At 67.0% G+C, this 13,262-nt stretch carries 13 protein-coding genes; 6 read left to right on the top strand and 7 right to left on the bottom strand.

Annotation, left to right across the window (positions count from 1 at the left end):
• Positions 1 to 32: 32 nt before the first annotated feature.
• The 4 genes from AUL38_RS12455 (at position 33) to AUL38_RS12440 (ending at position 2,671) form a co-directional block, all read left to right on the top strand.
• Complete coding sequence (locus tag AUL38_RS12455) at positions 33 to 503, top strand: Rv3235 family protein (RefSeq protein ID WP_059062692.1); 471 nt, start codon at positions 33 to 35, stop codon at positions 501 to 503.
• A gap of 165 nt (positions 504 to 668) precedes the next feature.
• Positions 669 to 1,397, top strand: a complete 729-nt coding sequence (locus AUL38_RS12450; RefSeq protein ID WP_059062690.1) for a VIT1/CCC1 transporter family protein — start codon at positions 669 to 671, stop codon at positions 1,395 to 1,397.
• 111 nt (positions 1,398 to 1,508) lie between these two features.
• On the top strand, positions 1,509 to 1,847 hold the full coding sequence (locus tag AUL38_RS12445; RefSeq protein ID WP_059062688.1) for an MGMT family protein: 339 nt from the start codon (positions 1,509 to 1,511) through the stop codon (positions 1,845 to 1,847).
• 8 nt (positions 1,848 to 1,855) lie between these two features.
• Complete coding sequence (locus AUL38_RS12440; protein WP_083506857.1) at positions 1,856 to 2,671, top strand: LysR substrate-binding domain-containing protein; 816 nt, start codon at positions 1,856 to 1,858, stop codon at positions 2,669 to 2,671.
• On the opposite strand, the gene AUL38_RS12435 is transcribed toward AUL38_RS12440, so the two are convergent.
• Positions 2,668 to 3,597, bottom strand: a complete 930-nt coding sequence (locus tag AUL38_RS12435; RefSeq protein WP_059062684.1) for a DMT family transporter — start codon at positions 3,595 to 3,597, stop codon at positions 2,668 to 2,670. The genes AUL38_RS12440 and AUL38_RS12435 overlap by 4 nt on opposite strands.
• A gap of 69 nt (positions 3,598 to 3,666) precedes the next feature.
• Between AUL38_RS12435 and AUL38_RS12430 the strand changes: the two genes are divergently transcribed.
• Positions 3,667 to 4,242 carry a TetR/AcrR family transcriptional regulator gene (locus AUL38_RS12430; RefSeq protein WP_059062682.1) on the top strand — a complete coding sequence of 192 codons (576 nt, stop codon included), beginning with the start codon at positions 3,667 to 3,669 and terminating at the stop codon, positions 4,240 to 4,242.
• A gap of 16 nt (positions 4,243 to 4,258) precedes the next feature.
• Here the strand turns inward: AUL38_RS12430 and AUL38_RS12425 are convergent, their stop codons facing one another.
• Both AUL38_RS12425 and tdh read right to left on the bottom strand, forming a co-directional pair.
• A complete protein-coding gene (locus AUL38_RS12425; protein WP_059062680.1) occupies positions 4,259 to 5,443 on the bottom strand; it encodes a glycine C-acetyltransferase in 1,185 nt (394 codons plus the stop codon).
• Positions 5,443 to 6,486, bottom strand: coding sequence for an L-threonine 3-dehydrogenase (gene tdh / locus AUL38_RS12420; RefSeq protein ID WP_059062678.1), 1,044 nt, complete (start codon positions 6,484 to 6,486; stop codon positions 5,443 to 5,445). Before tdh ends, AUL38_RS12425 begins: the two co-directional genes overlap by 1 nt.
• An 86-nt stretch (positions 6,487 to 6,572) precedes the next feature.
• Between tdh and AUL38_RS12415 the strand changes: the two genes are divergently transcribed.
• Positions 6,573 to 7,496, top strand: a complete 924-nt coding sequence (locus AUL38_RS12415; protein WP_059062676.1) for a LysR family transcriptional regulator — start codon at positions 6,573 to 6,575, stop codon at positions 7,494 to 7,496.
• A 20-nt stretch (positions 7,497 to 7,516) separates the two neighbouring features.
• On the opposite strand, the gene AUL38_RS12410 is transcribed toward AUL38_RS12415, so the two are convergent.
• From AUL38_RS12410 to AUL38_RS12395, 4 genes are all read right to left on the bottom strand, one after another.
• Complete coding sequence (locus tag AUL38_RS12410) at positions 7,517 to 8,410, bottom strand: neutral zinc metallopeptidase (RefSeq protein WP_059062674.1); 894 nt, start codon at positions 8,408 to 8,410, stop codon at positions 7,517 to 7,519.
• A 46-nt stretch (positions 8,411 to 8,456) separates the two neighbouring features.
• Complete coding sequence (gene pip, locus AUL38_RS12405; protein WP_201023745.1) at positions 8,457 to 9,428, bottom strand: prolyl aminopeptidase; 972 nt, start codon at positions 9,426 to 9,428, stop codon at positions 8,457 to 8,459.
• 205 nt (positions 9,429 to 9,633) lie between these two features.
• Positions 9,634 to 11,709, bottom strand: a complete 2,076-nt coding sequence (locus tag AUL38_RS12400; protein ID WP_059062671.1) for an acyl-CoA dehydrogenase — start codon at positions 11,707 to 11,709, stop codon at positions 9,634 to 9,636.
• A gap of 216 nt (positions 11,710 to 11,925) precedes the next feature.
• The coding region (locus AUL38_RS12395; RefSeq protein WP_235590712.1) for a DEAD/DEAH box helicase at positions 11,926 to 13,262 on the bottom strand (1,337 nt) is incomplete at its 5' end.

Genomic DNA, 13,262 nt, shown 5'->3' with positions numbered 1-13,262 from the left:
AGTTCCGTCCCAAAACACAGAAAGTCCACATTATGGGTGCGCCGCTCTCATCTCCAACCCCACGCTCGCCGACGTCTCCGCATCGGTACCGGCGGCTGCACGCCGTCGAGGCAGCACCAGAGTCAGCAAGCCAGCAGCCGCACGAGGTCCCCGATCCTCCCCCGATTCCCCGTCTCTCAGCGCAGACTATCGGTGCGGTCGCGGTGTTCGCGTTCGAGGCAGTTGAAGGCACACGCCAGGTCGGACAGCTCGGCAAGTGGATCACCGCCGGCGTCGCCGAAACGCTCGGGGAGCTGCGGGCGCTCAACGTTGAGCGCCGCTCGCTGTACCGCGACCACCGGCGCATCGTTCCGAGTGTGCGGCGGGTGCGCGCCACACGCCCCGTCACGGGCGTCATCGAGGCCTCGGTCGTGCTCACGACGCCCGCTCGTGCACGGGCGGTGGCTCTGAGATTCGAGATCATTCGGGAACGGTGGCAAGCGACTTCGATTACCGTGCTGTAGCCGACGCCGCACCGCGCATAGGAGTTCGCTATAGCGAACTCAGAAAGCTCGATGATTCGAGCTTCAGGAGGGGCTATTCCCTCACGCAAAATCCCTGTTAGCGTTGCCCTTTGCGCAGTAATCCATGCCGCGCAACGTGCCTCACGACGCAACAGAAAGGCCCGTGTGAACGCCCCGACGCCGAGCGACATTTCTCGCCCACACGATTACGACCACCGCCACGCAGACGTCTCCTCCGGCTGGCTCCGCGCGACCGTCTTCGGTGCCATGGATGGTCTTGTCTCGAACATCGGTCTCATCGCCGGTATCGCAGCAGCGGGCGCATCCAACACCATCGTCGCCATCACCGGCATCTCGGGGCTCATCGCAGGCGCGATCTCGATGGCGCTCGGCGAATACACCTCCGTCCGAACCGCGAACGAGCAGCTCGACGCCGAGGTACGCATCGAACGGGAAGCGCACACTCGGAACCCGATCGGTGAAGAGGCCGAACTCTCAGCACTCTTTGCGCGCCTCGGCATGCACGAAGAGACCGCAGACATCGCAGCTGCCCAGGTGCACGCGAACACCGAAAGCGCTGTGCGGGTTCACCTTGCTCACGAGCTTGGGCTGAGCCTCGACGACCGCCCGTCCCCGTGGGTAGCCGCGATCTCCTCGCTGCTGTCATTCGGCGTTGGCGCCTTCATCCCGATCATTCCCTTCGTCTTCGGATTCGGAAACCTCTGGCTCGGCCTCGCGTTCGGCGGCGTCGGCCTGCTGCTCGCCGGTGGGCTGGCGGCGCGGACCACGAAGCGCAGCTGGCTCGCGGGCGCCGGCAGGCAGCTACTCTTCGGAGGCATCGCCGTAGCAGCCACGTACACCATCGGCATGCTCCTCGGGGTCTCCGGAATCTAGCCACGCCGCACACGCTTGAGCCCCGCGCATCCGGATACGTCCTGGATGGCGGGGCTTCGCTGTCTGCGTTTTCGGTGATGCGATGGCGCGCGCGGGCGTAGGCTTGATGCCGTGCCAGATCCCGATTTCACCGAAGCCGTCCTCGCGGTCGTCGAGCGTATCCCCGCCGGCCGCGTCATGACCTATGGCGACGTCGGCATCGCAATCGGCTCGGAGGCCCCGCGCGCGGTCGGCCGAGTCATGGCCCTGTACGGGCACGCGGTCCCGTGGTGGCGAGTGGTGCCGGCGAGCGGGCTCCCGCCGCAGGGCCATGAGCGCGACGCCCTCCCCCGGTACCGGGAGGAGAGCACTCCGCTCAGGCGGGTCGAGTCTCCGGAGGAGTACCGCATTGCGCTGTCCGCAGCACGGCTCCCCTACACCCACGAAATTTATGCAGACGTGATGCTGTGAACGAGGCAATGATGAACGAAGATACCCCAGCCACCTCCAAGATCCTCCTTGGCTTCACTCGCGGTGTCGCGCCGAGTAAGTGGGTGAAGCGCTGGCAGGTTGTCTCTCCGGAGCGCCCCCTGACGATCGTGCCGTTCCCTCGCCCGTACGGGCGGCCGGGCAACGCGGCCGAGTTCGACATGATCCTCGAGCGTACGGCCCCAGGCCACGTGCCCGAGGGCGCGGACGGCCCCAGCGAGCGCACCCACCACGCCCTCCGGTTGTACGACGAGGCGCTCGCGGTCGTGCTCCCGAAAGGTCACGACCTCACCGGGCGCGACACTGTGTCACTCGCCGAGCTCGCGGACATCCGTTTGCTCGACCACCCCAATCACGCAGCCGAGTGGCCGAATCCCGAGCCGTGGGCTGACCCAGCATGGATGCCAGCCGATATCAACGCGGCTCTCGACCTGGTGGCGACCGGGTTGGGCGGCATCCTCATGCCCGCCCCACTCGCGCGGCACATCACCGATAAGCACCAGCACGTGACGATCCGGATCTCCGATCAGATCGTCGCCGGCACCGTCTGGGCAAGCTGGCCCGTCGAGCGAGATGCGCCCGATATGCAGCACCTCGCCGGCGTGATGCGTGGCCGCACCGCACGCTCCTCGCGGACTGCCGAGGCCGCGACATCGCCGAGTGACACTCCTGCGGCTCAGCGCCAGCAGCCCGCGCAGAAGAAAAAGCCGAAACTCAAAGCCAACTCACGCGGTGCGCAGTTACAGGCGGCCACGGAGAAGCGGGAGCGGGAAAAGGCGGAGCGCCGCAAGGCAAAACGCCGCTAACCCGACGTCGGTCCCCCCGGTGACCGTCGGCGGTGTGCGGGAAGCGCGAACAGCGCGAGGCTCACCCCGATGAGCACCACGCCGACGATACCGCCGCCCGCGAGTCGCTCGCCGACGATGAGGGCGGCAAACCCGGCAGCGATCACCGGCTCTGAGAGCGTGAGCACGGTCGCGGTCGTCGCATCGACGTGCCGAAGCGCGAGCCCGAACAGGACGTAGCCGAGGAACATGGGCACGAGCGCCATGTATGCGCCTACCCCGAACGCTCGCCACGACGAGAGCAGTGTCGCGCCCGTCGCGATGAGCACGGGCATGAGCAGGATCCCGCCGAGACCGAAGACCGCCCCCATGGCGACGCGGGAGTCCACGCCCGGCCCGATGAGCCGATGGGCGGCCCAGGCGTACCCGGCGTAGCTCGCCCCGGCGAGGAGCCCGAGCGCGACGCCTCCGCCAACATTTCCGGTGCCGCCGCCGGCGGCGTGCCCGCCGAACAGGCTCAGCACGGCCATGCCCGAGAGTCCGAATGCCGCGGCGATGATCCAGCGCCGCGTAGGTCGGCGGCGGTCAATCGCCCAGTCAAGCAGTGCGGAAAACACGGGCGCGGATCCGAGGGAGACGACCGTTCCGATCGTCACACCAGCGGCGTGCATGCTGCTGTAGAACGCGAGCGGGTAGGCGAAGACACCCAGGCCCCCGAAGACCACGACTCGCCAGTGCGGGCGCAGCAGCGGGCCGGCGCGCAACAGGCCACGCCCCGCGACGACGGCCTGCAGTAGGCCACCGACGCCGAGAGCGGCCGCCCCGATCGCGAGCGGGCTCACCTCCGGCGCAAACGTTGCCGCGGTGCCGGTCGTGCCCCAGAGCAACGAAGCAAGGAGTACCAGCAGGACGCCGAGACCGGGGCGCAGCGATGTGGAGGAGGTCATCCGCTCAGCATAGTAGACAGATCGGTCTAACTGGGTACACTGGAGCGACACCCCAGCCCGGGAGGAACCGTGACCCACACCCAGCGCACACCCGCACGTGACCGCCTGCTCCGCGCGGCCGCGGAGGAGTTTTACGCATCCGGAGTCGCGGCGACGGGGATCGACACGATCATCGCGAGCGCGGGTGTCGCCAAGGGCAGTCTGTACAACAACTTTGCTTCGAAAGACGCGCTCGTTGCGAGCTACCTCGCCGACCGACACGAGGAGTGGCTCGGCATGTATGAGACGCGGCTCACGCAGACGGAGAGCCCTGCTGAGCGCGTCCTCGCGGTGTTCGACGCGTACGCCGACCACGCCAATTCCGGTTATCGCGAGGGTTGGCGCGGCTGCGGACTCCTCAACGCTGCTGCGGAACTCCCGGTCGGCCACCCCGGTCGCTTAGCGGTGCGGGCACACAAGGATGAGGTCGAGGAGATCCTCCGCACACATCTCGCGGGACTCACCACGGAGCCCGCACCGGTCGCAGCGCATCTCTCCCTTCTGCTCGAGGGCTCGATGGCGAAGTCCGGGCTCGAAGGTTCCGACGCGTGGGTGCAGACCGCGAGATCGCTCGCCGAAGCGATCCTCGCGGCGCTCCCGCACTGACTCCGGGGCCCGCCGGTTAGGCCGAGACGACCGCCTCGGTTGCGGCGACGAACGCCGCCACGCACGTGCGAATCTGCTCCTCCGTGTGCGCAGCGGACAGCTGCACGCGGATGCGCGCCTCGCCCTTCGGCACGACCGGGAAGCTGAACGCCGTCACGAAGACGCCCCGGCGCTGCAGCTCGGCCGCGACCTCGGCGGTGCGGGCAGCGTCCCCAAACATGACGGGCACGATCGGGTGGTTGCCCGGCAGCAGGTCGAAGCCTGCCTCAGTCATCAGGGCGCGGAAGAGCTCAGCGTTCTGCTGGAGCTGCACGCGCTCACCGCCCGCCTGCTCGACGAGGTCGAGCGCCGCGAGGGAGCCCGCGACGATTGTCGGCGCGAGCGTGTTCGAGAACAGGTACGGCCGCGCACGCTGCCGCAGCAGCTGGATGATCTCGCTGTGACCCGAGACGTAGCCGCCCGAGGCGCCGCCGAGTGCCTTCCCGAGGGTGCCGGTGAGGATGTCGACGCGGTCAGCAACGCCACAGAGCTCCGGCGTACCGGCTCCGCTCTCGCCCATAAAGCCGACGGCGTGCGAGTCGTCAACGAGCACGAGCGCGTCGTACTTGTCCGCAAGGTCGCAAATCGCTTCAAGCGGGGCGACGAAACCGTCCATCGAGAAGACGCCGTCGGTGACGATGACGCGGAAGCGCGCGTCCGATGCCTCCTGCAGGCGGGCCTCGAGCTCTTCCATGTCGCAGTTCGCGTAGCGGTAGCGGCGGGCTTTCGAGAGCCTGATGCCGTCGATGAGCGAGGCGTGGTTCAGCGCGTCAGAGATGATCGCGTCTTCTGCGCCGAACAGCGTCTCGAACACGCCACCGTTCGCGTCGAAGCACGAGGCGAAGAGGATCGTCTCCTCGGTGCCGAGGAACGATGACAGCCTGGACTCGAGCTCGAGGTGCTGATCCTGCGTGCCACAGATGAAACGCACGCTCGCGAGCCCGTAGCCCCACTCGTCGAGTGCGGTATGCGCGGCCTTGACGATGCTCGGGTGGTCGGCGAGGCCGAGGTAGTTGTTCGCGCAGAAGTTCAAGACGGGCGCATCGTTCACGGTGATCTCGGGGCCCTGGGGGCCGGCGATGCCGCGCTCGCGCTTGAAGAGCCCTGCGTCTTCGATCGCGGTGAGTTCTGAGCTGAGGTGTTGCTTAAATGCGCCGTACATTACAGTTCCGTCCAGTCGAGGATGATTTTTCCGGTAGTGGCGGACTTCGCCGCCCGAAAGCCCTGTTCCCAGTCGCGTGCGGGAAGCACGTCGGCGATGACCGAGGTGATGCGCTCACGCAGCTGCTCGCTCGTCTCGAGCATCGCGGCCATCGCATTCCAGGTCTCGAACATCTCACGCCCGTAGATGCCCTTGAGCGTGATCATGTGGGTGACGACCTTCGCCCAGTCGATCGCGAACTGTTCGGTGGGGAGGCCGAGCATCGCGATCCTGCCGCCGTGGTTCATGTTTTCGAGCATGCCCGGGAGCGCCGTGCCCGCGCCGCTCATCTCGAAGCCGATGTCGAAGCCCTCGCGCATCCCGAGCGTCTTCTGGGTGTCCCGGATCGATTCGTGGGCGACGTTGACGGTCTCGTGCGCGCCGAGGCCGCGGGCGAGTTCGAGGCGAGCCTCGCTGACGTCGGTGGCGACGACGTAGCGTGCACCGACGTGGCGGGCGACAGCGACCGACATCAGGCCGATCGGGCCGCAGCCACTCACGAGCACGTCTTCGCCGACGAGCGGGAAGGCGAGCGCCGTGTGCACGGCGTTGCCCAGTGGATCGAAGATTGCTCCGAGCTCAGGCGAAATGGTGTCGGAGTGCACCCACACGTTGCTCGCGGGCAGCGAGAGGTACTCGGCGAACGCACCGTTGCGGTGCAGGCCGAGGCCCTTCGTGCGGATGCACATCTGCCGGCGCCCCGCGCGGCAGTTGCGACAGGTGCCGCAGACGATGTGCCCCTCGCCGGAGACGCGATCCCCCACGCGCACGTCGCGCACCTGCTCGCCGATCTCGACGACCTCGCCGTAGAACTCGTGGCCGGCGATAAGCGGCGCGTCGACGTTGGAGGCCGCCCAGGCATCCCAGTCGAGGATGTGGAGGTCGGTGCCGCAGATGCCGGTGCGCATGACGCGAATAATGACCTCGTCGGCCGCGCAGTGTGGATCGGGGACCTCGGAGAGGGTGAACCCGGGGCCGGGTTCCGGCTTGAAGAGTGCTCGCATACAGCTATCGTCTCGGCGACGCACAGTTCAGAACAAGGGCCACTTTCTTTAGTTTCCATTAAGCTACAGCTAAAGAATGGGGTGGCGTGGAAATCTATCAGCTCGAGATCCTCCGCGAACTCGGCACGCTCGGCAGCGTGACCGCGGTCGCTGAGAGCCTGCGCGTCACGCCCTCCGCGGTATCGCAGCAGATCACCGCGCTGCAGCGGGAGTTTCGTGCACCGCTCACCCGGCGCGAAGGCCGCACACTCGTACTCACCGAGGCGGGCCACGCGCTCGCACGCGCGGGAACGGGAGTCATTGAGGCCCTCGCAGCCGCAGCCGGCGCGGTCGAAGCCTTCGAGCAGGAGCCGGCCGGCATCGTGCGGGTCTGCGGCTTTCACAGCGCCTCGCAGGCGATCTTCGGGGCGCTGCTCGCTGAACTCCGCGGTGCCGCTTCCCCGCCCGCCCTTCGGCTCGCAGACGAAGATGTGTCACAAGACGATTTCCCACTCCTCACCGCGAACTATGACCTCGTACTCGCGCACCGGCTCGAACACAGCCCGCCGTGGCCCGCGTCCGGCCTGCGCGTGATTCGGCTCGCGCAGGAACCGCTCGACATCGCCCTCCCGGCGGAACATCCGCTCGCCGAGCGCAGCTCCCTCACGCCGGCTGACGTCGCTGGCGAGCCCTGGGTGACGAGCCGCGCCGGCTACTCCCCCGACGACCTGCTCGGCGCGATCGCCGCCGTCGCTGACCGCCCGGTGAACGTCGTGCACCGCATCAACGATTACGGCTCGGTCGCCTCGATCGTGGCGACGGGCGACGCGATCGGCATGGTGCCGCGCTACACGGTCGGCTCGGCGCTGCAGGGTCTCGTGCTACGCCCGCTCTCGGGGGTGAATGCGACGCGAACGATCGATCTCCTCACCCGACCCGAAACACTGCACAGGCGCTCGGTGCAGACAACTGTGCAGGCCCTGCGCACCGCGATGGCGCGACTCGTGCAAGCCGGCGAGGCGCGCAAGTAACCCAGCTCGATGAGCTCGAATTACAGTTGGTTCGCCGGCACCTCGAAGGTGCCGCACGACGTCGGCCCCTGCTCGTACCCGGTCATGAACCAGCGCTGGCGCTGCTCTGAGGTGCCGTGGGTGAAACGATCGGGATCGACCCGCACACCCGAGGACTCCATGATGTGATCATCGCCGACCGCCGCGGCGGCGCTGAGCGCGTCATTGATCTCGGACTGCGTGACGGGCTTCAGGAACGGCACCCCGCTGTCGTCGGTGACTGTCTGTGCGGCACCGACCCAGGCGCCGGCGAAGCAGTCCGCCTGCAACTCGAGGCGCACGGACCCCGAGGTCGCCCCCGATTCGCGGCCGGCCTGGTTCAGCGAGCCGGTGATGTTCGAGATGTGGTGGCCCCACTCGTGTGCGAGCACGTACATCTCAGCGAGCGGACCGCCCGAGGCGCCGTAGTCGGAGCGCAGCGTGTTGAAGAACGCGGTGTCGACGTAGATGCGCTCTTCGGGTGGGCAGTAGAACGGGCCGGTCGCCGCCGACGCGGTGCCGCACTGCGACTGGGTCTGGCCGCTGAACAGCGCGACGGGCTGCGGCCCGCGGTAGTTGCCGACCTGGGTGTTCCAGTAACGGTTGAGCGAGTCGCTCGTCGCCGTCATGCGGCACTCAACGTTCGCGTTCGCGTCGGCGCCGGTCTTGCAGTTGTCGACTTCAACGACCTGTTCGCTCGACGAGGCTGCTCCGCCACCCGAGCTCAGGGCTGGCGCAAGTCCGGTGAGGTCCACACCGAGCAACTGGGAGCCGAGAAACAGCACGAGCATGAGCCCGATACCGCCGCCGCCAACGGCCATGCCGGTGCGCCGGCCACCGCCGCTGCGCTTCTGCACCTGACTCGTGTCAATGCGAACGTTCTCGTTGAAGGTCATGCTGGAATGCTATCCCGTCTCTGTGACTCAGGCTTGCAGCGTTGAGCTATTTACCCGCGAAGCGGTCAGTCGCGCGCACGAGCGCGTCGACGATGCCTGGCTCGCTCGAGGCGTGGCCCGCATCGCCGATCATCTCGAGCGTTGCTTCTGGCCAGGTGCGATGCAGATCCCACGCTGAACGCGCCGGGGTGCAGACGTCGTAACGGCCCTGCACAATGACGCCCGGAATCTCAGCGAGCTTACCCGCATCGGCGATGAGCTGGCCGTCTTCGAACCAGCCGCCGTGCGAGAAGAAGTGGTTCTCGATGCGCGCGAACGCGACCGCCGAGGCGACGTCTGCGCGCGCCTCAGCGATGACGTCCTCGTTCGGGATGAGCCGCACCGTCGAGTTTTCCCACACCGTCCATGCCACGCCAGCCGGCACGTGTACCGCGGGATCGGGATCGCTGAGCCGGCGATTGTACGCCGCCACGAGATCGCCGCGCTCCGCCTCGGGGATCACCGAGAGGTACTCCTCCCAGACGTCGGGGAAGATGTGGGATGCACCGTCTTGGTAGAACCAGTCGATCTCGCTCTTGCGCAGCGTGAAGATGCCGCGGAGCACGAGCCCGGTGACCCGATCCGTGTGGGTCTGCGCGTAGGCGAGCGAGAGCGTCGATCCCCACGATCCGCCGAACACGAGCCAGGTGTCGATGCCGAGGTGCTCGCGCAGCCGCTCGATGTCGGCGACGAGGTGCCAGGTCGTGTTTGTTGACAGGTCAGCCGCGGGATCGCTCGCGTGCGGCGTCGAGCGGCCACAGCCGCGCTGCTCGAACAGCACCACGCGGTAGATCTCGGGGTCGAAGTAGCGCCGGTAGTCCGGGGCGAGGCCGCCGCCGGGGCCGCCGTGGAGGAACACTGCGGGCTTCCCGTTCGGGTTGCCGCACACCTCCCAGTAGATCTCGTGGCCGTCCCCCACAGCCAGCATGCCGTGGTCGTAGGGCTCAATCTCGGGGTACAGGGTGCGCAGCTCGGTCATAGCTCAAGCCTAGGGCTTGGGCGGCCCCGCGCGCGGCCTCACCCCCAGCATCCTCACCCCCAGCATCCTCACCGACCCTTTTAATTTAGACCGACTCCTGCGAGGACCGAAAACGGGTCTGAATAGATTAAACGGGGGCTTCACGATGCAAGTGCGGCGGGGCGCGATCCACAAGGATCACGCCCCGCCGCCGCAGGCGCCAGGCCTACACTCGAGCAGCAGCCTTCGCGGCGGCCTTTTCAGCAGCCTTCGCCTTGGCGCGGAGTTCCTTCTCGTGAACGGGCCAGGTACCAGCGGCGCGGTGCGCGTCAACGTAGTTCTGCGCCTCCTGCTGACGCTCCTCTTCAATGCCGGTGGCGATCTCGGCACGCAGCAGGCCGTCGTCCAGACCGAAGGCGTCGACAAGGTCGAGCGCGTGCTCGCGCAGACGCCCGAGAAGCCGATCAATGTACGCGGTGACGGCCTCTGCACGCTTACCGGACATGCGGCCGTGCACGAGGTACCAGGTCATGTTGCGCTCGATGAGCGTGAGGCCGAAGAGGTCACGCAGCCAGGTCATGACCTGCTTCGTGCCCGGATCGCTGAGCTTCTCGAGCTCTTCCGTGAAGGCCTCCCACTGCAGCAGCTCGGCGTGCGCACGCGCAGCCTCGATGAGCTTGTGCTGCTGCGAGTTGAACGCGTCCTCGTTGCGGGCAGCACGCTCGTCCTTCGGCGCATCCTTCCCGGCATCGCGGAGCACCGAGGCGACCTCGGCAACCATGGTCTCGACGCGGTCGGTGAGTAGATCGCGCTGCGCTTGGGGCGAGCGGAAGCTCTCGACCGAGCGGGACGTTTGTCCGAGGTCAGCGATGCTCTGGCCGAGCTGGCGGAGCCCAAAACGGTCGACCCTGTCGCCGATCTGGCTCGCCGCTGCACGGGCAAGCGCTGCCTTGTCGCCGTCCTTGAACCGCGCAGCATAGTCGGTGAGCAACCGCTTGCCGACGAGCTGCAGCAACACCGTGTTGTCGCCCTCGAAGGTCACATAGATATCGAGGTCTGCACGGAGACCGGTAAGCCGGTTCTTCGCGATGAAGCCCGCGCCACCGCAGGCCTCGCGCGCCTCCTGGAGCGTGTCGAGCGCGGCCCACGTCGAGAGTGACTTCAGGCCTGCTGCGAGCGTCTCGAGATCCTCGCGGTTCTCGTCGGTGTCCTTCGCGCCCGAGAAGACCTCGTCGAAGACCGTGAGGAGGCGCTCGTGGGCGAACGCCATGGCATAGGTTTCTGCGAGGCGCGGCAGCAGACGACGCTGGTGCTGGCCGTAATCCATGAGCACGGTCTCACGCCCCGAAGCTCCGGGGAACTGTCGCCGCTCAGTGCCGTATCGGATCGCGATGGTGAGCGCAGCCTGCATCGCACGCACGGCGGCGCCGTCGAGCGAGACGCGCCCTTGCACGAGCGTGCCGATCATGGTGAAGAAGCGGCGGCCAGGGCTCTCGATGTCCGACGTGTAGGTCCCGTCAGCCGCGACGTTGCCGTAGCGATTGAGCAGGTTCTCGCGCGGGATGCGCACGTTCGTGAAGTGCAACCGGCCATTGTCGATGCCGTTCAGCCCGCCCTTGACCCCATCGTCCTCGCTGCCAACACCCGGCAGCAGCTTGCCCTCCGGGGTGCGGATCGGCACGAAGAACGCGTGCACGCCGTGGTTCACGCCGCGCGTGATGAGCTGCGCGAAGACGACGGCTGCCTGCCCGTGCAGCGCCGCATTGCCGAGGAATTCCTTCCACGCACCCTTGAAGGGGGTGTGGATCTCGAACTCTTCGGCGTCGACATCGTAGGTCGCGGTCGTACCGATCGAGGCCACATCTGAGCCGTGACCGATCTCGGTCATCGCAAACGCCCCGGGGAGCTTCAGATTCATCACGTCCGGCAGCCACTTTTCATGGTGCGACTGGTTGCCGAGGTGGAGGATCGCCGAGCCAAACAGCCCCCACTGCACGCCGCCCTTGATCTGCATCGACGGGTCAGCGAGCACGAGCTCCTGGAACGCGGCGACGTTGCCTCCGTGATTGTCCTGACCGCCGAGCGAGGCCGGGAAGGCACGCTGGATAGCGCCAGCGTCGACAAGCTCGTGCAGCTGGTTGAGCACGCGAATGCGATGCTCGTCCATCGGCTGGCCGTGGATGGTGTGCAGGCTCGGATTGCTCCTCACCAGCTCCCGGGATTCGAGGCGCTCGGCCTTCCATTTGCCGAGGAGCGCGTCGCTCACCTGCTGAACATTGATACGGGGGGCAGTGTTGGCCATCGATATCTCCAATTCGATCCTGACGGCAGAGGCAGAGGAGAACGTCGACCACGCAGATCACCCGCTCACACCCGTGCCCTGGTAATGCTGCCAGCGTATGTCGGCCTTGGAGATCACTCAACCGAGCGCGGGGCAGTCGACAACCTGCCCCGAGCCCAGACACCGAGAGCTTGTACGAACCTTACAAATTCGCCACGGGTTCTCTGGCGCTTATCTCTACTTCTTGCGGGTGCTGCGCGCGCGCTGCTTCGGTTCGAACGCCTCGAACACGAGCGGCTCGATGCCCGCCTCGTCGAGCATGTCGCGCGTCCGCTGCTGCCAGGTACGGGGAATCAACGTCACGACCTGCCCACCGCGGCCAGCGCGACCGGTGCGACCGGAGCGATGCACGAAGGTCTTCGCCTCCTGCGGCGGATCGAGCTGCACGACCGCGTCAACATCGTCGATGTGGATCCCGCGCGCCGCGACATCCGTCGCAACGAGCACCCGAGCCTTCCCCGATGAGAACTGCTTGAGGTTGATCTCGCGGCGGGCCTGACTCAGGTTGCCGTGCAAGGACGTCGCTGAGATCCCGGCAGCTTCGAGCATCTCGGTAATGCTCTCCGCGGCGGCGCGGGTGCGGCTGAACAGCATCACGCGGCCCGGGATCTTGGCAAACTCGAGGATCGCCTGGTCGCGATCCTCACGCATGACCATGTACACCCGGTGCGGCACCGTCGATTTCGCGTGTTCGATCTCGTGCGCGGCAGGATCAACGAGGAATTCGGCGACAAGCTCTTCAACGTCGCGGTCGAGGGTTGCCGAGAACAGCATCCGCTGCCCACCACGCTCCGTCTGCCTGAGCGTCCACTGCGTCTCTTCGAGGAAACCGAGCTCACACAGGTGGTCAGCCTCGTCGATGATCGAGACCTGCACCTCGCGCAGGTCGAGCTTGCGTCGTTCGACGAGGTCACGGATCCGGCCCGGCGTGCCAATCACGATGTCTACGCCGCGTTCGAGCGCGTGCACCTGCGGCTCGCTCGGCACCCCGCCAACGATCTGTGCCGTGTAGAAGCCCACCGAGCGGGCGAGCGGCTGCACGGTGCGGTCGAGCTGCAGTGCGAGCTCGCGGGTCGGTGCAAGGATGAGCGCCTTCGGATTGCGCGTTGGCGTACGCTCACCGCGCGCCGAGCGCTCCCCGCGCTTGGGCTGTGTAAATTTCTTCGAGGTACTCTCGCCGAGCTTGCCCTGTGCTTTGAGTACGAGCAGTCGTTCGACGAGCGCCGCACCGAACGCGATTGTCTTTCCGGATCCGGTTTCCGCGCGCCCGAGCACATCGCGTCCCGCGATCGCGTCCGGGATCGTTGCAACCTGGACGGGGAACGGCGCCTCAGCCCCAAGCTCCCCCAGCGTCCGCACGATGTTGCCACCGAGGCCGAGTTCCTTGAAGGTCTTTCCGGCAGCGTCATCCGCGGTCCACAGCTTGGCAGTGAACTTCTGCGGTTTCTCGCTATCGACCGGCCGGATCCGGGTCGCGCCGCGCTCGGCACCAGCTGGCCGCTCGACCTGCTGGC

This window comes from Leucobacter sp. G161, assembly GCF_001482305.1.
In the GTDB taxonomy this organism is placed as follows: domain Bacteria; phylum Actinomycetota; class Actinomycetes; order Actinomycetales; family Microbacteriaceae; genus Leucobacter.
Note: the sequence above shows the minus strand (reverse complement) of the source record. Positions and strands in the feature narration are given on the sequence as shown.

Coding starts and splice junctions, on each gene's coding strand:
- AUL38_RS12455 (WP_059062692.1), top strand. CDS start 33: ATGGGTGCGCCGCTCTCATCTCCAACCCCACGCTCGCCGACGTCTCCG.
- AUL38_RS12440 (WP_083506857.1), top strand. CDS start 1,856: ATGATGAACGAAGATACCCCAGCCACCTCCAAGATCCTCCTTGGCTTC.
- AUL38_RS12435 (WP_059062684.1), bottom strand. CDS start 3,597: ATGACCTCCTCCACATCGCTGCGCCCCGGTCTCGGCGTCCTGCTGGTA.
- AUL38_RS12425 (WP_059062680.1), bottom strand. CDS start 5,443: ATGTACGGCGCATTTAAGCAACACCTCAGCTCAGAACTCACCGCGATC.
- tdh (WP_059062678.1), bottom strand. CDS start 6,486: ATGCGAGCACTCTTCAAGCCGGAACCCGGCCCCGGGTTCACCCTCTCC.
- AUL38_RS12410 (WP_059062674.1), bottom strand. CDS start 8,410: ATGACCTTCAACGAGAACGTTCGCATTGACACGAGTCAGGTGCAGAAG.
- pip (WP_201023745.1), bottom strand. CDS start 9,428: ATGACCGAGCTGCGCACCCTGTACCCCGAGATTGAGCCCTACGACCAC.
- AUL38_RS12400 (WP_059062671.1), bottom strand. CDS start 11,709: ATGGCCAACACTGCCCCCCGTATCAATGTTCAGCAGGTGAGCGACGCG.